The sequence below is a fragment of the Streptomyces sp. NPDC030809 genome (genome assembly GCF_055572195.1).
Window position 1 is genome coordinate 70,876 of the sequence record NZ_JBVIDV010000026.1, and the last position, 19,958, is coordinate 90,833.

General features: G+C 73.6%; 16 protein-coding genes and 1 pseudogene. 3 read left to right on the forward strand and 14 right to left on the reverse strand.

Annotated features, from left to right (window positions below):
* Positions 1–198: 198 nt before the first annotated feature.
* Positions 199–843: pseudogene (locus ACZ407_RS29075) on the forward strand (DUF5995 family protein); the annotation flags it as partial.
* A gap of 86 nt (positions 844–929) precedes the next feature.
* Here the strand turns inward: ACZ407_RS29075 and ACZ407_RS29080 are convergent.
* From ACZ407_RS29080 to ACZ407_RS29095, 4 genes are all read right to left on the reverse strand, one after another.
* Positions 930–2,624, reverse strand: a complete 1,695-nt coding sequence (locus tag ACZ407_RS29080) for a flavin monoamine oxidase family protein (RefSeq protein ID WP_468133390.1) — start codon at positions 2,622–2,624, stop codon at positions 930–932.
* Between the two features lie 54 nt (positions 2,625–2,678).
* Complete coding sequence (locus tag ACZ407_RS29085) at positions 2,679–3,476, reverse strand: carbon-nitrogen hydrolase family protein (RefSeq protein ID WP_468133392.1); 798 nt, start codon at positions 3,474–3,476, stop codon at positions 2,679–2,681.
* Between the two features lie 190 nt (positions 3,477–3,666).
* Positions 3,667–4,122, reverse strand: a complete 456-nt coding sequence (locus ACZ407_RS29090; protein ID WP_468133394.1) for an Lrp/AsnC family transcriptional regulator — start codon at positions 4,120–4,122, stop codon at positions 3,667–3,669.
* Positions 4,123–4,132: 10 nt separating this feature from the next.
* Positions 4,133–5,599: an amino acid permease gene (locus ACZ407_RS29095; protein ID WP_468133396.1), complete on the reverse strand. Its 1,467-nt coding sequence runs from the start codon at positions 5,597–5,599 to the stop codon at positions 4,133–4,135.
* A gap of 416 nt (positions 5,600–6,015) precedes the next feature.
* Between ACZ407_RS29095 and ACZ407_RS29100 the strand changes: the two genes are divergently transcribed.
* Positions 6,016–7,059 (forward strand): GDSL-type esterase/lipase family protein, encoded by a 1,044-nt coding sequence (locus ACZ407_RS29100; protein WP_468133398.1) that lies wholly within the window; start codon positions 6,016–6,018, stop codon positions 7,057–7,059.
* 119 nt (positions 7,060–7,178) lie between these two features.
* Here ACZ407_RS29100 and ACZ407_RS29105 read toward each other — a convergent pair whose 3' ends face one another.
* From ACZ407_RS29105 to fmt, 8 genes are all read right to left on the reverse strand, one after another.
* A complete protein-coding gene (locus ACZ407_RS29105; protein ID WP_468133446.1) occupies positions 7,179–8,627 on the reverse strand; it encodes a GuaB1 family IMP dehydrogenase-related protein in 1,449 nt (482 codons plus the stop codon).
* 60 nt (positions 8,628–8,687) lie between these two features.
* Positions 8,688–10,013 carry an IS701 family transposase gene (locus ACZ407_RS29110; RefSeq protein WP_468133400.1) on the reverse strand — a complete coding sequence of 442 codons (1,326 nt, stop codon included), beginning with the start codon at positions 10,011–10,013 and terminating at the stop codon, positions 8,688–8,690.
* Between the two features lie 73 nt (positions 10,014–10,086).
* The gene (locus tag ACZ407_RS29115) at positions 10,087–10,512 is read right to left on the reverse strand and encodes a barstar family protein (protein ID WP_468133402.1); all 426 of its coding nucleotides are present in this window, start codon (positions 10,510–10,512) and stop codon (positions 10,087–10,089) included.
* Positions 10,509–10,967 (reverse strand): guanyl-specific ribonuclease, encoded by a 459-nt coding sequence (locus ACZ407_RS29120; RefSeq protein ID WP_468133404.1) that lies wholly within the window; start codon positions 10,965–10,967, stop codon positions 10,509–10,511. Before ACZ407_RS29120 ends, ACZ407_RS29115 begins: the two co-directional genes overlap by 4 nt.
* A 103-nt stretch (positions 10,968–11,070) precedes the next feature.
* Positions 11,071–12,066 (reverse strand): sugar-binding transcriptional regulator, encoded by a 996-nt coding sequence (locus tag ACZ407_RS29125; protein ID WP_468133406.1) that lies wholly within the window; start codon positions 12,064–12,066, stop codon positions 11,071–11,073.
* Between the two features lie 161 nt (positions 12,067–12,227).
* Positions 12,228–12,914, reverse strand: coding sequence for a ribulose-phosphate 3-epimerase (rpe, locus tag ACZ407_RS29130; protein ID WP_468133408.1), 687 nt, complete (start codon positions 12,912–12,914; stop codon positions 12,228–12,230).
* Positions 12,915–12,993: 79 nt separating this feature from the next.
* Positions 12,994–14,457 carry an RsmB/NOP family class I SAM-dependent RNA methyltransferase gene (locus ACZ407_RS29135; protein WP_468133410.1) on the reverse strand — a complete coding sequence of 488 codons (1,464 nt, stop codon included), beginning with the start codon at positions 14,455–14,457 and terminating at the stop codon, positions 12,994–12,996.
* A 55-nt stretch (positions 14,458–14,512) separates the two neighbouring features.
* On the reverse strand, positions 14,513–15,457 hold the full coding sequence (fmt, locus tag ACZ407_RS29140; protein WP_468133412.1) for a methionyl-tRNA formyltransferase: 945 nt from the start codon (positions 15,455–15,457) through the stop codon (positions 14,513–14,515).
* A gap of 238 nt (positions 15,458–15,695) precedes the next feature.
* Between fmt and ACZ407_RS29145 the strand changes: the two genes are divergently transcribed.
* Positions 15,696–16,229 carry a hypothetical protein gene (locus ACZ407_RS29145; protein WP_468133414.1) on the forward strand — a complete coding sequence of 178 codons (534 nt, stop codon included), beginning with the start codon at positions 15,696–15,698 and terminating at the stop codon, positions 16,227–16,229.
* 101 nt (positions 16,230–16,330) lie between these two features.
* Here the strand turns inward: ACZ407_RS29145 and ACZ407_RS29150 are convergent, their stop codons facing one another.
* Positions 16,331–18,463 carry a primosomal protein N' gene (locus ACZ407_RS29150; protein ID WP_468133416.1) on the reverse strand — a complete coding sequence of 711 codons (2,133 nt, stop codon included), beginning with the start codon at positions 18,461–18,463 and terminating at the stop codon, positions 16,331–16,333.
* A 93-nt stretch (positions 18,464–18,556) separates the two neighbouring features.
* The gene (metK, locus tag ACZ407_RS29155; protein WP_468133418.1) at positions 18,557–19,765 is read right to left on the reverse strand and encodes a methionine adenosyltransferase; all 1,209 of its coding nucleotides are present in this window, start codon (positions 19,763–19,765) and stop codon (positions 18,557–18,559) included.
* Positions 19,766–19,958 lie beyond the last annotated feature (193 nt).

Genomic DNA, 19,958 nt, shown 5'->3' on the forward strand with positions numbered 1-19,958 from the left:
AGAGGGGGGGGGGGGGGGGGGGAAGGGGGGGGGGGGGGGGGGGGGTGTCTGGGGGGGGGGGGGGGGGGGGGGGGGGGGGGGGGCGGTTTCCCCCCCCCCCCCCCCCGCCGCGTTCCGCTCCCCCGCGCATTCGCCCGAACCGGCGAAGCGGCGGTCCAAGTCCACCGCACCCGGCCCGCCGCCTGCGAACCTGCGTGCATGGAAGCCGTACTCACGCGGATGCGCGCCCTGGACGAACTGCTGCCTGCGCACGACGGCGTGGCGGTCTTCAACCGCGTGTACCTGGCGGTCACCGAGGAGCTGCACCGGCGGATGAGGGCCGGGGAGTTCCCGGTGCGCCGGACGGCCGCGACCCTGGCCTCCCGGTTCGCCGAGCGCTATCTGGCCGCGGTGGAGGCCGCCGCCGAGGGGCGACCCACCCCGGCTTGCTGGCGGCCGCTGTTCCAGTACCGGCGCCACCCCGGCATCCGCCCGCTCCAGCACGCACTGGCGGGCATCAACGCCCACATCGGCCACGACCTGGCCCTCGCCGTGGTCGCCACCTGCCACGCCCTGCACCTGGAACCGCCCGCGCTGGAGCGGGACTTCGACCAGGTCGGCGAGACGCTGATCACCCTGGAGGAGCGGATCCGCGAGGAGCTGATGCCGGGCCCCGACCTCCTGGAGATCGCCGATCCGCTCACGCACCTGCTGGGCTCGTGGAGCCTCCAGCGGGCCCGCGCCGGGGCCTGGGCCGCGGCCCGGCTGCTGTGGGCGCTGCGCGGCTCCCCCGAACTCGCCGAGGAGTTCGCCGAATCCCTGGACTCCGGGGTGGGCCTGGTCGGCCGCTGCCTGCTGGTCCCCGCGCAGCGCGGGGACTGGGACATGGCTGCGGGCCGCCGCCGTGCAGGCTCCAGAGTGCACGGCGGCGGCCCGGGTCGGGGGACGGATCAGTCCTCGGGGAGCTCCACCGGGGCGATCTCGTCGTAGCGGTCGCCGGGGCCCGGGTTCGAGCCGTCGGTCTGGCCGCCGAAGTGGTGCATGACGCCCCAGACCGCGTTCAGCGCGGTCTGCACGGCGCCCTCGGCCCAGCCGGCCGTCCAGGAGATGTCGTCGCCGGCGAGGAAGATACCGCGCTTGTCCTCGGGCAGCCGGTCCTGCATGAAGTGCGTGAACAGGCGGCGCTGGTAGCGGTAGTGGCCCGGCAGGTTGGCCTTGAACGCGCCCATGAAGTAGGGCTCGTCCTCCCAGGAGACGGTGACCGGGTTGCCGATGATGTGGCGGCGGATGTCCACCTTGGGGTAGATCTCGCCGAGGGACTTCAGCATGACCTCCATCCGCTCGTTCGCGGACAGCGGCAGCCACTTCAGGCTGTCGTCGCACCAGGTGTACGACAGGCAGATCACGGCCGGCTTGTCCGGGCCGTTGTCCAGCAGGTAGGTGCCGCGGGTCATCCGGTCGGTGAGCGTCATCGACATGACGTCACGGCCGGTCTCCTCGTCCTTGTCCAGCCAGAAGGGCCGGTCCACCGGCACGAACAGCTTCGAGGACTCCATGTAGTGGGTGCGCTCGATCGCCGTCCAGTGGTCGATCGGGAACAGCGAGTCGTCGCACTCGATCTTCGACAGCAGCATCCACGACTGGGCGGTGAAGATCGCCGCGCGGTAGGTGCGGATGTCGCCGGAGGCGTCGGTCACGGTGATCCGGTTGCCGGCGGTGCGGTGCAGGCGGGTCACGGCCGGACGGGGCGCGCCCTCGTGCAGCGAGGACAGCGAGGTGCCCTGAGCCCAGTGGACGATCTTCTCCGGCTCGCGCTCCCACAGGCGCAGCGGCAGCTGCTGGGAGCCGCCGACGATGCCGCGGTGGTGGTCGTCGGCCTCGGTGTAGACGACGCGGAGGATCTCCAGGATGGAGTTCGGGAAGTCGGTGTCCCAGCCGCCGGTGCCGAAGCCGACCTGGCCGAAGATCTCGCGGTGCCGGAAGGACTTGAAGGCCTGCGACTTGCAGAGGAAGCCGTAGAAGGTCTCGTCGTCGAGCTTCTCGACGAGCTTGGCCCAGATCTCGCGGATGCGCGGGACGTCCCGCTCGCGCATCGCGGTGTTCATGTCGGAGAAGTCCGCGCCCTCTTCCAGGCAGGCGTTCCAGGCGGCGGACACGTCGCGGTAGACCTGCGGGAGGTCGTCGATGGTCTCCGCGTAGTGGGTCTCGCCCTTGAGGTCGACCACGGTCGAGGGGGTGGCCTCGGCCAGCGGGTTCGGGAAGGGCTCGGTCTTCAGGCCCACCAGGTCGATGTAGTGCTGGAGCGCGGTCGAGGACGGCGGGAAGCGCATGGCGCCCATCTCCGCGGTCAGCCCGCCGGTCTCCGGTCCGTCGAAGCCGACGGTCCGCAGCCGCCCGCCGATCTGGTCCGCCTCGTAGACGACCGGCTTGAGGCCCATCTTCATGAGCTCGTACGCCGAGATGATGCCGGACAGGCCGCCGCCGATGACCGCGACCTCGGCGCCGTGCTCGGTGGCGGGTATCTGGCCCAGGCCCGCGGGGTGTGCCAGGAAGTCGTCGTAGGCGTACGGGAAGTCCGGGCCGAACATGGTGATCGGCGGCTGGCCGTCGGTGTGCGGGACGGCGGTGGGGACCGTGGACGTCATGGGGTACGACTCCTTGCGGGCAGGGGGGTGCAGGGGGGAGGGCGGAGGGGGCTGTCAGACGAGGGAGTCGTACAGCCCGGGCCTGCGGTCGCGCAGGTACGGGTTGTTCTCGCGGGAGGCGGCCAGGAGCTCGGGGTCCACCTCGCCGAAGACCATTTCCTCACCGCGTCCGGCGCGGGTGCGGGTCACGCCGTCCGGGCTCGCCAGGCAGCTGAGGCCGACGAACTCGAACTCGCCTTCCGGACCGGTCCGGTTGACGTAGGCGACGTACATCTGGCTCTCGAAGGCCCGGACCGGCACGAGGTGCTCGGCCACGAACTGGAAGGGGTGCATCTGTGCGGTGGGCACCACCAGCAGGTCGGTACCGGCCAGCGCGTGGGCGCGGACGTTCTCCGGGAACTCGACGTCGTAGCAGATCATGATCCCGACCGTGAGCCCGCCGAGCTCGGCCTGGACCACCGGGGTGTCGCCCGGCACGAAGCTGTCCTGCTCGAAGCAGCCGAAGAGGTGGGTCTTGCGGTAGTTCGCGAGCGCGGTCCCGTCGGCGCCGATCAGCTGCGCCGAGTTGTACACCGCCTCGCCGTCGCGCTCCGGGTAGCCGTACAGGACGGCGATCCCGTGGCGGCGGGCGATCTCCCCGATGGCCCGCGCCGACATGCCGTCGCTCGCCTCGGCCAGCTTCGGCACGTCCTCGCCGATCGCGTACCCGGTGAGGAACATCTCCGGGCTGATCAGCAGGCCCGCTCCGGCACCCGCCGCACGCTCGGCCGCCTGGTCGAGGACCTTCAGGTTCTCGGCGACGTCGCCGAGCCGTCCGGAGCTCTGGAGCAGTGCGGTGCGCAGCTGGGGCATGAGCGACCTCTGGGGCGTGAGGGGTTTCCTGGGGACCTTTAGACCGTACGGTGCGCCCTTCGGCCCGGACAAGGCGCGACCATTGCACGCTGCCGAACGATTCGTTGCGCGTTCTGCGCGCCGAACGTCGATTCGTTGCGCCTGGTCCCGTCCACAGGACAGGTACGGCCCCCTCCCCGCGCGGAGCCGCTCAGCCCGGGGAACCCGAGGTGAAGCGCCTGAGCAGCGGGGACAGCACCAGGACGGACTTGGTGCGCTCCACGAAGGGCTCGCCGGCGATGCGTTCCAGTACGCGTTCGAAATGGCGCATGTCGGAGGCGAAGACCTGGACGAGGGCGTCCGCGTCGCCGGTGACGGTCGACGCGGACACCACCTCGGGGTACCGCTCCAGGCCCCGCCGGATGTCGTCCGGCGAGGTGTTGTGGCGGCAGTAGATCTCGATGAAGCCCTCGGTCTCCCAGCCCATGGCGGCGGGGTCCACCCGGACGGTGAAGCCGGTGATGGCCCCTTCGGCCCGCAGCCTGTCCACGCGCCGCTTGACGGCGGGCGCGGACAGGCCGACCTCCGAACCGATGTCGGCGTAGGAGCGGCGGGCGTCCTCGGCGAGGGCGTGGACGATGCGTTCGTCGAGATCGTTCAGTCGCACTGCGGGGGGATCACTTCTCTGCTGTGGCGAGTTCCGAGCGGCGGATGCCGTACAGGAAGTAGATCACGACGCCGACGACCATCCAGCCACCGAAAACGATCCACGTCATGGTGTCCAGGCTGAACATCATGTAGATGCAGGCCGCCACACCGAGGATCGGGGTGATCGGGAAGAGCGCGACCTTGAAGGTGCGCGGCATGTCCGGGCGGGTCTTGCGCAGCACCACCACGGCGACGTTGACGAGGCCGAAGGCGAACAGCGTGCCGATGCTGGTGGCGTCCGCGAGCTTGCCCAGGGGGATGAAGGCCGCGAGCGCTCCGCAGAAGAGGGAGACGATGACCACGTTGGCGCGGGGCGCGCCGGACTTCTCGTCCACCTTGGCGAAGGTCTTCGGGACCAGTCCGTCGCGCGACATGGCGAACAGGATGCGGGTCTGGCCGTAGAGCACCGCGAAGACCACGGAGGCGATGGCGACGACGGCGCCCGCGGCGAGGACGACGCCCCAGAAGCTGTGGCCGGTGACGTCGGTCATGATCTGGGCGAGCGCGGCCTCGGTGCCCTCGAAGTCCTGCCACGGCATGGCGCCGACCGCGACGAACGCGACGAGGACGTAGAGGACGGTGACGATCAGCAGCGAGAGCATGATCGCCCGGGGCAGGTCCTTCTTCGGGTTCTTCGCTTCCTCACCTGCGGTGGAGGCGGCGTCGAAGCCGATGTACGAGAAGAAGAGGGAGGCGGCGCCGGCGCTGATGCCGGTGATGCCGAGCGGGGCCAGCGGGGCGTAGTTGCCGGCCTTGATGCCCATGAAGCCGATGCCGATGAAGAGCGCCAGGGTGACGATCTTGACGGCGACCATGGCCGAGTTGATGCGCGCGCTCTCCTTGGCGCCGCGCATCAGGAAGACCATGGAGAGGAGCACGACGATCAGCGCCGGCAGGTTGATGAACCCGCCCTCGCCCAGCGGCGCGGACACGCTCTCGGGGATGGTGACGCCTATCGTGCCGTCGAGGAGTTCGTTGAGGTACCCGCCCCAGCCGACGGCCACCGCCGCCACGGACACGCCGTACTCCAGGACCAGGCACCAGCCGCAGATCCAGGCGATGAACTCGCCCATGGTGGCGTAGGCGTACGAGTACGAGGACCCGGAGACCGGGACGGAGCCGGCCAGCTCGGCGTAGGACAGGGCCGAGAAGAGTGCGGTGAGGCCTGCGATGACGAACGAGATCATCACGGCCGGGCCCGCCTTGGGTGCGGCCGTGCCGAGCACCACGAAGATGCCGGTGCCCAGGGTCGCGCCGATGCTGATCATCGTCAGCTGCCACATGGTCAGCGAGCGCCTGAGCGAGCCGCCCTCGCCGTGGCCGCCCTCGGCGACCAGCTGTTCGACCGGCTTGCGGCGCAGCAGCGGGTTGCGGGAGCCGCGCGCCGCAGGGGAGGAAGCGGGCGAAACGGGTGGCGCCTGGCCGTGGTCCAGCACAGGGGGACTCCTTGTCACTGCGGGGAGAGGGGTTGGCGTCGACCGCGACGGTCCGGAGCGGGGCCGACCCGAACGGGGGCAGGGTCGAGCCAGGGGGGACCGCGGGCAGGGCGGTCGCGCCACTCCACGTACAGCGAGTGAGCCTACGAGCTGGGGGTTCCCGCCCGTAATGCACCATCCTTGCACGTTCGTGCACGATCATTGCGCGCATCCGTCCGGAATGGACCTTTGTTGCGCGTGACCGTTCGATCAATGCGTGGTCTGGACCATGCGCCGCTCTTGACAACCCGTCAGAAATCCGGCTCCGTTGCGTCTGCTCAGCCATGTTCCCCGGCGTCCCGGGGCGGCTGTCTGGGCAGTGATGGGGGGTGAGTGATGGGCGTGAGTTTCCCGAATCCGAGGATCGGAGGAGACCGGTGAGCAGACCGGTGGGCGGGCAGGAGACCCGGGGGGCCGGGCAGGGGCAGGACGCGTGGCTGGACCCGGTCCCGTACCTGCGCGGGGTGGCCTGGCTGGAGGGCGGCCGGGTGGTGCGCGCCGATCCGGCGGACTCCATGCGGCTGCCCTGGGACACCGGGGAGCGGGCCACCCTGCCGATCGGGGTGCGGCTGGAGTTCCGCGCCGGGCCGGGCACGGAGGCCGTGGAGATCCGCTACCGGGCCACCGTCCCCGGCCCCACCGACGCCCTGCGGGACCTCGCGCACGTGTTCTCGCTGTGGAACCGGTACGGACTGCTGACCGAGCTGTTCACCGAGCCCGCCGAGGAGTCCGTCATACGGCTCGCCCTGCCGCCCGGCCTCGGCCCGTACACCCTCTACCCGCCCGAGGCCCAGTCCCCCCTGGTGCTCGGCATCCGCGGGATCGGCGGGGCGGTGCTACCGCCGGAGCCCGCCCCCCGATGGGTGGTGCACGGGGACTCGATCACGGAGGGCTGGTGGTCCACCCGCCCGGCCCACGGCTGGCCCGCCGTCGCCGGCCGGGCCCTCGGGGTGGACACGGTCAACCTGGGCTACGCGGGCGCCGCCCGCGGCGAGCTGCCCACCGCGGAACAGCTGGCCACCCTGCCCGCCGACCTGATCACGCTCGCGTTCGGCACGAACTGCTGGTCGCGCATCCCGTACTCGGTGCCCCTCCTCTACGAGACCACCCGGACCTTCCTCGAACTGGTCCGCCAGGGCCACCCGGAGGTCCCCCTCCAGCTGGTCTCCCCCGTCCTGCGCCCCGAGGCCGAGCACACCCCCAACCGGCTCGGCGCCACCCTCGCGGAGCTGCGCGCCGCGATGGAGCGGGCGGTGCGGGAGCGGATACTCGCCGGCGACCGGCGGCTCGCCCTGCTGCCGGGCCTGCCGCTGCTGCGCCCGGAGCACCTGGCGGACGGACTGCACCCGAACGACGAGGGGCACGCGGTGCTCGGCGCGGCGGTGGCGGAGTCCCTGCGCGAGGAGGGCTTCGCCGGATAGCGGCCGGGCACGCAGGAGCCGCGTACGCGAAAAGGCCCGTGGCCCCCGTCCGGTGCGGACGGGGGCCACGGGCCTGCTGCGCGGGCCGCGGGCGTACTGCTCGCGGCAGCGCTTCGGTACTAGCTCCAGCTGGCGTGCAGCGGCTTGCCCTCGGCGTAGCCGGCCGCGGACTGGATGCCGACGACGGCCTTCTCCTCGAACTCCGCGAGGGAGCCGGCACCGGCGTAGGTGCAGGAGGAGCGGACACCGGCGATGATCGAGTCGATCAGGTCCTCGACGCCGGGGCGCTGCGGGTCCAGGAACATCCGCGAGGTGGAGATGCCCTCCTCGAAGAGCGCCTTGCGGGCCCGGTCGTACGCGGACTCGTCCGAGGTGCGGTTGCGCACGGCGCGGGCGGAGGCCATGCCGAAGGACTCCTTGTACAGGCGGCCGTCGGCGGCCTGCTGGAGGTCGCCCGGGGACTCGTACGTGCCGGCGAACCAGGAGCCGATCATGACGTTCGAGGCGCCGGCGGCCAAGGCCATCGCCACGTCGCGCGGGTGGCGGACACCGCCGTCGGCCCAGACGTGCTTGCCGTACTTCTTCGCCTCGGCGGCGCACTCCAGGACCGCGGAGAACTGCGGGCGGCCCACGCCGGTCATCATGCGGGTGGTGCACATGGCGCCGGGGCCCACACCGACCTTGATGATGTCCGCGCCGGCCTCGATGAGGTCCTTGACGCCCTCGGCGGCGACGATGTTGCCGGCCACGATCGGGACCTGCGGGTCCAGCGCGCGGACCAGCTTGATCGCCTCGATCATCTTCTCCTGGTGGCCGTGCGCGGTGTCGATCACCAGCGTGTCGGCGCCGGCGTCGAGCAGCTGCTTGGCCTTGCCCGCCACGTCGCCGTTGATGCCGACGGCGGCGGCGATGCGCAGCTTGCCGTTCGCGTCCACGGCCGGGGTGTAGAGGGTCGCGCGCAGGGCGCCCTTGCGGGTCAGGATGCCGACGAGGCGGCCGTCCTGGTCCACGGCCGGGGCCAGCTTGCGGTGGCCGGCGTCGAGCTTGTTGAAGGCCTCGCGGGGGTCGATGCCGGCGTCGATGAGCAGCAGCTCCTTCGACATGACCTCGGAGAGCTGGGTGAAGCGGTCCACGCCGGACAGGTCGTGCTCGGTGACGACGCCGATCGGGCGCTGCTGCTCGTCGACGACCACGCCGGCGCCGTGGGCCCGCTTGGGCAGCAGCGACAGGGCGTCGGCGACGGTCTGGGTGGGCGCCAGCGTGATCGGGGTGTCGAGCACGAGGTGGCGGGTCTTCACCCAGGAGATGACGTCGGTGACGACCTCGATCGGGATGTCCTGCGGGATGACCACGATGCCGCCGCGGCGGGCGACCGTCTCGGCCATGCGGCGGCCGGCGATCGCGGTCATGTTGGCGACCACGAGCGGGATGGTCGTACCGGTGCCGTCGGGCGAGGAGAGATCGACGCCCTGGCGGGAGCCGACCGCGGAGCGGCTCGGCACCATGAAAACGTCGTCGTACGTCAGGTCGTACGGCGGCTTGAGGTCATTGAGGAAACGCACGTGCAGACATCCCAGTCGATCGGAGGTACCTCGGACAGGGCGGCAGCCGAGGAAAACGCACGTACTTCATTCTCCCATGTCCGGACCATTGCGACTCCCGGGACAATCGTCCAGGACATACCGGGCCCGTTGGTCTGTTCCTACGGGTCTTTCGGTCCGGACGGCCGAAAACCGCCCCTGGGAGCGGTCCTGCGGGGCGGACGGTGCGGCCGGTGCGGGGCGGCCGGCGCCCCCGCGGGTCCCGCCGAGGAGGGTGGCCGCGTGGGCCACGCTGGCGAGGGTGGCGTGGTGGTGCCAGCCCCGGAAGGAGCGGCCCTCGAAATCGCGGATGCCCACCCGTTCGCAGACGGCGGAGCACTCGCGGGCCACCCGTTCGGCCAGCCGGGTGAGCAGGAACAGCCGGGCCGGTGTCCGGTCCGCCATGTTGGTGATCCAGAACTCGGCGGGCGCCGCGTCCTCCTGCCCCCAGGCCCCGAGGAGCAGCAGCGGGCCGGTCCCGGGCGCGGCCGGGCCCGGACCCCCCTCGCGGGCGGGGGCGGCGGTCACCGGGGCGGCGGCGAGCAGGGCGGTGCGCGCCCCGGAGGCCTCGCGCCACTCGACGGCCCGGCGGTGTGCGAGGAGCGCGCCGAGGAGTTCCCGGGCCGGGGCGGTGTGCGGGGCCGCCCGGTGCCGGCCGGTCCCGGCGGAGGTCACCCGCAGGGCGCCGTCCACCTTGAACAGGAAGGGGATGCCCTGGACGGCGAAGGCCGCGGCGCAGGGGAGGAATTCGGCGCTGCCGACCTCCATCACCACGGGCCTGCGCCGCAGTTGCCAGCCGGCCGCCATCCGGCGCACGGCGAGTACCGCGTCCTGGGCGGGGCTGAGCGAGCGGGCGGCCTCGGGGATGCCCGCCCGGCGGCGCTGCCGCTCGGTGGTCCAGGGCACCGGGAGGGTCAGGCTCCATTCGACGGGGAACCCGGCCTCTCCGGAGGCCAGCCAGATGCCGTTGGCCTGCTGGCAGTTGGCGGTGCGGCCCAGCTGCGGGACGAACTGGCGGCCCACTCCCACCGAGCGGTCCCCCGCCTTCTCGATGACCAGCGGCCGGACCACCCAGGCCACCGGCTGCGGGGCGGCGGCGTCGAGGTAGCGGGCCAGGGAGCGGCGGACCGGGGTCCAGTCCCAGGGCGACTTGCTGATGAACTGCTGGAGGCTCTGTTCGACGCATCCCGAACCGGCCCCGGCGATGTTGCGTATGGTCTTCTTGCCCGTCGTGGAGACGAGTCCGTCCAGGTAGACGCGGGCCCAGTTCCGCTGGTCCCGCCTGGGTAAGGACTCGAAGACCAGGGGCACCAGGGCGTCCAGCGATGCGGAGACCCCCTCGGCGGACCCCTCCGGCAGGACCGTGCAGGCCATCTGTGCCTCCCCTTCCCGCTGTTCCCGGTGGTGCAACGGCAGAGAGCGGGCGCGCCGCGCCCTCCCCGTGACGCTACCCGGCCGCGAGGAGCACGACGAGCCCCGGACCGCCTTCCGCACCCGCACCCGTACGCGGACCCGCACCCGACTCGGCCCCGGACCCGGCGCCCCCGGTCTGCGCCCAGTACTCGGCGGCGCCCTCCAGCACCTCGCGGAACACCTCCCAGTCCCGCGGCCGGGCCCCGGCGTACTCCTGCCAGGAGGTCACGGCGAGCAGCACCGGCGCCCCCTCCCCCGGGTGCCAGTCGGTGTCCGTCAGCGCGTCGGCGAGCGCGTCCCAGTTCCGCCCGAACCAGTCCGGCAGCTCCAGGGCCCGCGCGCACCGCTCCATGAGCGCCGCCTTGGTGCGTACGCCGTCCAGGTCGAGCACGACCACGCTCCGCCCGGCCTCCCGGGCGGCCGCCAGGGCGGGGGCGAGCGGCTGGGGGTCCAGGGTCATCGGAGAACCGCCTTGAAGGTCTTGTAGTGGTCGTCCGTGTAGTAGAACTCCGCGCCCTGCCCGGTCACGATCCGGCGCGCCCCGCGGGTCCGCACCCCGGGGGTCTTCACCGTGTACTCGTGGTAGTAGCCGCGCTCCTGACGGGGCAGCACGCGCTCGAAGTTCCCGAAGACCGTGCCGTCCTGCCGGTACGGGAAGGGGCCGCCGCGGTCGATGAGGCGCAGGGTGTCGCGGGCCTGCGGGGGCAGGTCGGCCTCCCGCACGGTCCGCATGCCCCGGGCCCACCCGGGCGTGGCCGGGGCGGTGGCCGCGGCCTCGGGATCGCCTGCGGAGGAGGCGCCCGGGGCCGCCTGCTTCCCGCCCGCGCAGCCGGCCGCCGCGGCCACCAGGGTCACGCAGAGGAACACGGCCCCCAGGGCCCGCAGCAACTGCAAGGGCAGGTTCCGGAAGATCATGCTGCCGATGCTGGCAGAAGCCCCCGGGTTCCGCGAACCGCCGACGCGCCGGAGCGGCCCGGAGGCCGGGGACCCGGCGGCACCGGCGGGCCGCCGTCGGGGGTCAGGACGCCAGGGTGTCCGGGTCCGCGCGGTCCAGGGCCGGGCGCAGTCCCGGTGCGGACTCGGTCAGCAGGTAGTCCGCGGCGGCGGTGTCCGTCACCAGGCTGGTCACCAGCCCGGAGCGCAGCACGGCGCCGATGGCCGCGGCCTTGCGCAGGCCGCCCGCGATGGCCACGACCTCCGGGATCCGGCGCAGCCGGTCCGCCTCGACGGTGATGCAGCGCTCGCCGAGGTCCCGGCCGACCCGCCGGCCGTCCTTGTCGAAGAGGTGCGCGGACATCTCGGCGGCGACGCCGAGGGAGGCGTAGTGCGCCCGCTCCTCGTCGGTCAGCATGTCGTGCACCGTCGAGATGCCCGGCTCCCAGGAGCCGATGGACACGGCCGCCACGGTCACCTTGTCGAAGTACTCGAAGGCGCGCGCGATACCGGTCTGGTTGCGCAGTGCGGCCGCCGTCGCCGGGTCGGGCAGCAGCATCGGGGCGTAGATGGGGTGCGCATCCCCGCCGGACACCTGCGCGGCCCGGCGTACGGCCTCCACGGAGCCGCGCTCGGCGGTGCCCGCGTCGTACACGCCGGTCAGCTGCACCACGGTGCACGGGGGCAGCCGGTGCAGGGCCGCCGCCATGTGGATGGTCGAGCGGCCCCACGCCAGGCCGAGGACGTCGCCCTCGTTGACGAGCTCGCCCAGGAGGTCGGCCGCGACCGCGCCCAGGTTCTCCGGGTCCGGGGCGTCCTCGGCCGCATCGGCCGGGGACTCCACGACGACCGCGTGCCGCAGCCCGTAGCGGGCGCGCAGCGCATCGGAGCGCTCGGCGTCCAGCTCGGCGGGCACGCGGATCTCGATCCGGACGAGGTCCCGCTCCAGGGCGGTTTCCAGGACCCGGGCCACCTTGAAGCGGCTCACGCCGAACTCCTCGGCGATCTGGATCTTGGACTTGCCCTCCAGGTAGAAGCGGCGGGCCATGGCCGCCGCCTGCACCAGCTCCGCGGGTCCCATCCGCAGGGCTGACCGACCCGCCGACACACCAGACACCGCGATCTCCTTAGCTTTGTTCACACTCTCGACTCGCCGTTCATCCTGTCAGATCCGGCGGCCGTTGATCAGCCCGGACAGCTGCCGTTCACCAAGCCGTCCACCGGGCCTCCACCCGCGGGCGCTCAGTGCTCGCACGCCCACGGGGCCGCGGCGATCGCGGCGCCCGCCTGCTCGCGCAGGGTGCGCACGGCGGCGGCCGGGTCCACCGCCCCGTAGACGGCGCTGCCGGCCACGAACACGTCGGCGCCGGCCTCCGCGCACCGCTCGATCGTGGTGGCCGAGACCCCGCCGTCGACCTGGAGCCACAGCTCCAGTCCGTGCTTGCTGATGAGCTCCCGGGTACGGCGGATCTTCGGCAGCATGACGTCCAGGAAGGGCTGGCCGCCGAAGCCGGGCTCGACCGTCATGATCAGCAGCATGTCCAGCTCGGGGAGGATGTCCTCGAACTGCTCGATCGGGGTGGCCGGCTTGAGGGCCATCGAGGCGCGCGCGCCCTTGGCCCGGATCTCCCGCGCCAGCCGAACCGGGGCCCCGGCCGCCTCCGCGTGGAAGGTGACCGAGCCGGCGCCCGCCTCCACGTACTGCGGGGCCCAGCGGTCCGGGTCCTCGATCATCAGGTGCAGGTCCAGCGGGATGTCCGTGGCCCGGCTGAGCGACTCGACGATCGGCACGCCGAGCGTCAGGTTCGGGACGAAGTGGTTGTCCATGACGTCGACGTGCAGCCAGTCGGCCCCCTCCACGGCCTTCGCCTCGTCGGCGAGTCGGGAGAAGTCCGCGGACAGGATGCTGGGATTGATCTGAACGGCCATGCCCCCAAGCGTGCCATGCCGCTTGCGCCTTCCGGCCCCGGCCCCTCGCTTCCGGGGGGCCGGCCCGGTACGGGATCCGCTACGCCGTCCGCCGCAGGAGCGCCAGGTACATCGCATCGGTTCCGTGCAGGTGCGGCCACAGCTGGACGTCCGGGCCCTCGCCCAGCCCGGGTACGCCCTCCATCAGCGGGCGGGCGTCGATCCACTCGGCCGCGACGGGACGGGCGCCGCCCCGGCCCTTGAGCACGTCCTCGACGACCACGCGGGTCTCGGCCAGGTGCGGGGAGCAGGTGGCGTAGCCGACCACCCCGCCGACGCGGACCGCGGACAGCGCCTCGCGCAGCAGCCCGCGCTGGAGCGGGGCGAAGCCGTCCATGTCCTCGGGGCGGCGGCGCCAGCGGGCCTCGGGCCGGCGGCGCAGCGCGCCGAGGCCCGAGCAGGGCACGTCCATGAGGACGCGGTCGAAGGAGCCGGGCAGCCACGGCGGGCGGGTGCCGTCCGCGGCGATGACCTGGTAGGGGCCGGGGTTCCCGGCGAGAGCCCGCTCCACCAGGCGGGCCCGGTGCGGCTGCTTCTCGGAGGCCAGCAGGGCGGCTCCGCGCTGCGCGGCCAGGGCGCCGAGCAGGGCGGCCTTGCCGCCGGGGCCGGCGCAGCCGTCGAGCCAGCGCTCGTCGCGGCCTTCCAGCGGGGCGTTGGCCAGGGCCATGGCGACCAGCTGGCTGCCCTCGTCCTGGACCCCGGCCCGGCCTTCGCGCACGGCTTCGACGGCACCGGGCTCACCGCCCTCGGCGAGCCGCACGGCGTACGGGGACCAGCGGCCGGGCAGCGCCGACTCCTCGCCGACGGCGGTCAGCAGTTCCTCGCGGGTGGACCGGCCGGGGCGGGCGACGAGGGTGACCTCGGGGCGCTCGTTGTCGGCTTCGAGCAGGTCCTCGATGCCGGCACGGCCGCCGCCGAGGGCGTCCCACAGGGCGGAGACCACCCAGCGCGGGTGCGAGTGCACCACGGCGAGGTGGTCCTCGGCGTCCTTCTCGTACGGCGGCGCGACCTGCTCCAGCCAGCCGTCGAGGTCGTGGGCGGAGATCCGGCGCAGGACGGCGTTGACGAACTTGGCCCGGCCGTCGCCGAGCACCACGCGGGCCAGCTCCACGCTGGCGGAGACCGCCGCGTGGGTGGGGATGCGGGTGCCGAGCAGCTGGTGGGCGCCGAGCGAGAGCACGTCGAGCACCGGCGGGTCCACCTCGCGCAGCGGGCGGTCGATGCAGGCCGCGATGACCGCGTCGTACGTGCCCTGGCGGCGCAGGGTGCCGTACACCAGCTCGGTGGCGAGGGCCGCGTCGCGGGCCTCGAAGCGACCGCCCTTGGCCGCCGCGTCCTCGCGCGCCTTGCGCAGCAGCGGGGGCAGCACGAGGTTGGCGTACGCGTCGCGCTCGTCCACCGCCCGCAGTGCCTCGAAGGCGAGGATCCGCACGGGGTCCTTCTGGGGGCGGCGGTACGGCTTACCCTGCTTGGCGGCGGGACGGCGACGGGGCTGTTCGGTCACGAGAAAGGTGCTCCGCGGAAAGTGGTGAGAAAGAGGAAGAGCCGGTCCGGCCCTCTCAGCGTACGTCGGGGGCGCCGAGGCGCTCGCCGGGGGCGATGCGGACGCCGCGGGCCCAGTCGGCGCCCTTCATCGGCTTCTTGCCCTGCGGCTGCACCCACACCAGCTCCACGGCGTGCGAGCCGGTGCCGACGTGGACGCTGTTCTTCGCCACGGCGAGCTCGCCGGGCGCGAGATCGGTGCGCGCCGGGTCCAGGGCCAGCTGGATCAGCTTGAGCCGCTCCCCGCGGAACACGGTCCAGGCCCCGGGGGCCGGGGTGCAGCCGCGGACCACCCGGTCGGCGCGCAGCGCCGGGGCCGACCAGTCCACGCACGCGTCCTCGACGGTGATCTTGGGGGCGAGGCTGACCCCCTCGGCGGGCTGCGGCTCGGCGCGCAGGCTGCCGTCCTCGATGCCGTCCATGGTGGCGGCGAGCAGGCCCGCGCCCGCGAAGGCGAGCCGGGTCAGCAGGTCCCCGCTGGTGTCGGTGGGCCGGATGTGCTCGGTGAGCACCCCGAAGACCGGGCCGGTGTCGAGGCCTTCCTCGATGCGGAAGGTGGAGGCGCCGGTGAGCTCGTCGCCGGCCATGACGGCGTGCTGCACGGGCGCCGCACCGCGCCAGGCGGGAAGCAGCGAGAAGTGCAGGTTGACCCAGCCGTGCACGGGGATGTCGAGCGCGGCCTTCGGCAGGAGCGCGCCGTAGGCGACGACCGGGCAGCAGTCCGGGGCGATCTCGGCGAGCCGGGCGAGGAACTCCGGATCGCGCGGGCGGACGGGCTTGAGCACCTCGATGCCGGCCTCGGCGGCGCGCTCCGCCACCGGGCTCGCCACGAGCCGGCGGCCGCGGCCCGCGGGTGCGTCGGGGCGGGTGACCACGGCGGCGACCTCGTGCCGGCCGGAGGCGATCAGGGCGTCGAGGGCGGGCACGGCCACCTCGGGGGTGCCTGCGAAGACGAGCTTCACCGGGGTCTTACCTCGCTATCTCGGGTGGCTGGCGACGAGCAGCCTCCCAGTCTAGGGGCCGTGCGGCCCCCGCTCATCCGGGGGGCGTACGGACACCTGCGCGCCTCTCGCATATGCCGACACGCCCCCGGTGCGTGACCACTCGCCGGATCGAGCGTTGGTCAAGAGAGATTGACCGAATCGGGCCGCATTTGCGCCGCGGCCCGTCCGTTTCGACGCCGGTTCGAGAGGCTTGTACATGGCCGACCACGCCACCCACGACGCCCAAGCGCGGGCCAGCCTGCATCTACTGGTGCGGGACATCGAACGGGTCCGCCGGCAGGTGGATGCTCTGCGGACGCTCACGGCCCAGCTCGGCAACGTGTACCGTCCGCGCCGCTCCGGCCCGTCCACGGGCTTCGTCGTGTACGGGCGGGCCCCCGCGCCCACCGTCCGCCTCGCCCAGGAACTGCGGGACAGCGTGGAGACGCTGGTGACCGCCGCCGTGGACTTCGACCGCTCGCTCGGCTTCTCCTGGGACGCGGTGGGCTCCGCGCTCGGTGTGACCAAGCAGGCCGTGCACCGGCGCTACGGGGCCCGCCGGGCGGGTGCCGCCGGCGCGGCCACGGCGGAGGCCGAGCCGCTGGCCGAGGGCACGACGACGCGGACCCTCGCCATGCCGTCGGTGCCCGCCGCCCGGGCGATGCCGCCGCAGCCGACCTCGGGCAGCCAGACGCTGCGCGAGGAGGCGGCCGCCCGCACCGGGGCCTTCCCCGGCCCGCGCACGGGCTGAGCCCGGCCGGCGCCCCCGCCGGCCCCCGCAAGCGCTGCCCTGCAGGGCCTTCCCCTCCCTGCAGGGCAGTTCCGCGTCCACGCCCGGCCCGCCGCGGGGCCTCAGCCGATGTCGAGGGGGTCGATGCGGACGCGGACCGGGTCGGCGGGGCCGCGGGCCATCCGGGCGGCCTGGGCGGCCTTGAGGGCGGCCGCCAGTGCGGCCCCGCTGCCCGGCGGCACCCGGATCAGCGCCCGCTCCCCCGCATCGGCCACGCCCCGGCGCCCGGGCAGGGGCACGGGTCCCAGCACCTCCGCGTCGGCGGGCAGCCGCACCCCGGCGAGGAACTCGGCGAGCGGTTCCGCCGCCCCGGCCACCGAGGCCATCCGGGACACCGGCGGGAAGCCCAGCTCGGCCCGCTCGGCGAGTTCCCGCACCGCGTGCCCGACGGGGTCCCAGCGCACCAGCGCCTGCACCGGCCGCAGGGTGGCCTCGGCCACCACGACCACGGTGCCGCCCGCCTCCTGCCCGCGGACCAGCGAGGCGGCGCCGATCCAGCGGCGCAGCGCCTCTTCGGCGGCGCGCAGGTCGGGCCGCCCGAGCATCGCCCAGCCGTCGAGGAGCAGGGCGGCCGCGTAGCCCGCGCCCTCGGCCACCGGCTCCGCCCCGGGGGTGCTGACCACCAGCGCCGGCCGGTCGGGCACCGAGTCGAGCACGTGCTCGCGGCCCGAGGTCCGCACCGGCACGGCCGGAAAGGCCCGGCCCAGCTCCTCGGCGGTGCGCCGGGCGCCCACCACCTGCGCCCGCAGCCGCACCGAGCCGCAGGTCTCGCAGTGCCAGGATCCCTCGGGCCGCCCGCACCAGCCGCAGTGCAGCTCCCGCTCGTCGGGGGCCTCCAGCGGGCCGGCGCAGTGCCGGCAGCGGGCCGGGGTGCGGCAGCGCTCGCAGGCCAGCCGGGGCACGTACCCCCGCCGCGGCACCTGGACCAGCACCGGTCCGGACTTCAGGCCCTCCCGCACCGCCTCCCAGGCCAGGCTGGGCAGGCGGGCGGCGCGCGCCGCCCCGTCCCGGCCCAGGTCGTCGTCGCCCACGGTCCGGATCCGCGGGGCCGCGGCCCGTACCTGCGCCCGGTCGGCGGCCAGCGGGCGGGCCCAGCCGGACTCGACGAGCTGGGCCGCCTCGACGGTGCAGGAGGTCGAGCCGAGCAGGAAGGCGCAGCCGTCGTGGGCGGCGCGCAGTTCGAGGACCTCGCGCACGTGCGGGAAGGGGGCGTGGTCGTCCCCGTGGCTGGAGTCCCCGTCGTCCCAGATCGCGACCAGGCCGAGGTCGGGCACGGGAGCGAACATCGCGGAGCGGGTCCCGATCACGGCGCGGACCGAGCCCCGGTGCACGGCCAGCCACTGGCGGTAGCGCTCCTCGGGCCCGGAGCCGGCGGTCAGCACCGCGTGCCGGCCGTGCCCCATGACCTCGGTGAGGGCGGAGTCCAGCCGGGCCAGGGACCGACCGTCGGGCAGTACCGCCAGGGCGCCGCGCCCGGAGGCCAGGGTCGCGGCCATCGCCCGGGCCAGCTCCTGCGCCCAGCCCGGTCCGGGCAGCGCCGTCCACACTGCCCGCGGATTGGCTCCGGCCGCGAGGGCGCGCAGGTAGGCGGGCCCGGAGCCGTAGCGCTGCCAGCTGCCGGGGGCGGGCACGGGCGGCGGGGGCAGCGGCGCCGGGGAGGGCTCGGCCTCGGCCCTGGCGTTGCGCGGGGGCACCGCGAGCTGGAGCACGTCGGCCAGGCTGCCCGCGTACCGGTCGGCGACCGCGCGGGTCAGGGCCAGCATCCGGGGGGTCAGCACCGGCTCGGGCGAGACCACGTGGGCGAGGGCGGCGAGCGGCCCGTTGTAGTCGGTGTCGGCGCGGCGCTCGACGAGGAAGCCGTCGATGAGCCCGCCGCCCTCGCGGCGGCCCTCGCGGACGTGGTGCGAGCCGGCGCCGAAGCGGACCCGGACCCGGACCCCGGGCTGGGCGGCCGCGTCCAGCTCGGCGGGAACGGCGTAGTCCCACAGCTGGTCGAGGTGGAGCACGCCCTTGTTCACGAGGATGCGGGCGACGGGGAGCTCCGGGGCGAGGGCGGCCCCCCGCCAGGTGCGGGGCTTGGCCTTGGGCGCGGCCTTCGCCCTGCGGACGGTGTCCCGGATCAGCGCGAGCTGCTCGGGCGGGCCGCCGGGACCTTGGTCCGCGGGCCGCTCTCCGGAGTCGTTCGCGCTGCTCACACCGCATTCTTACCAAACGGCACCGACAACGCCGTACGGCCCCGGACCAGGTGGTCCGGGGCCGTGCGGCGTTGCTGTGCGCGGCGCGGGGGCCTACAGGCCGGCGGCGGCGCGCAGGGCCTCGACGCGGTCGGTGCGCTCCCAGGTGAAGTCCGGCAGCTCACGGCCGAAGTGGCCGTAGGCGGCGGTCTGGGCGTAGATCGGGCGCAGCAGGTCGAGGTCGCGGATGATCGCGGCCGGGCGGAGGTCGAAGACCTCGGCGATGGCCTGCTCGATCTTCGCGACGTCCACCTTGGCGGTGCCGAAGGTCTCCACGAACAGGCCGACGGGCTCGGCCTTGCCGATCGCGTACGCGACCTGGACCTCGCAGCGGCCGGCGAGGCCCGCGGCGACGACGTTCTTGGCGACCCAGCGCATCGCGTACGCGGCGGAGCGGTCCACCTTCGACGGGTCCTTGCCGGAGAAGGCGCCGCCGCCGTGGCGGGCCATGCCGCCGTACGTGTCGATGATGATCTTGCGGCCGGTGAGGCCGGCGTCGCCCATCGGGCCGCCGATCTCGAAGCGGCCGGTCGGGTTCACCAGGAGGCGGTAGCCCTCGGTCTCCAGCTTGATGCCGTCCTCGACGAGCTGCTTGAGCACGTGCTCGACGACGAACTCGCGGATGTCGGGGGCGAGCAGCGAGTCCAGGTCGATGTCGGACGCGTGCTGCGAGGAGACGACGACCGTGTCGAGGCGGACCGGCTTGTCGCCGTCGTACTCGATGGTGACCTGGGTCTTGCCGTCGGGGCGCAGGTACGGGATGGTGCCGTTCTTGCGGACCTCGGCCAGCCGGCGCGAGAGGCGGTGGGCCAGCTCGATCGGCAGCGGCATGAAGTTCGGGGTCTCGTCGGTGGCGTAGCCGAACATCAGGCCCTGGTCGCCGGCGCCCTGCTTGTCGAGCTCGTCGTCATCGCCCTCGACCCGCTTCTCGTACGCGGTGTCGACACCCTGCGCGATGTCCGGGGACTGCGCGCCGATGGACTCGGAAACGCCGCAGGAGGCGCCGTCGAAGCCCTTCTTGGAGGAGTCGTAGCCGATCTCGAGGATCTTCTCGCGGACCAGAGAGGCGATCGGCGCGTAGGCCTTCGTCGTCACCTCGCCCGCGATGTGCACGAGACCCGTGGTGATCAGGGTCTCCACGGCGACGCGGGAGGTCGGGTCCTCGCGCAGGAGCGCGTCGAGGATCGTGTCGCTGATCTGGTCAGCGATCTTGTCGGGGTGGCCCTCGGTCACGGACTCCGAGGTGAACAGGCGGCGGGACACATCGCTCCCTGGGGTTGCAGCGGCTGCTGGCTGATCATTTGACGGCACCGTACCGGAGGCTGCTCCCGGCCTGGTCCCGCGTTCAGTTTATCGGTCACTGCCGTGCACCAGACCACGTGTCTCGCCTAGTGGGAGCCCTGTGACCTGCGGCACTTCATTCTTGCCTACCCGCGAGGGGGCGAACAAGGGCCGC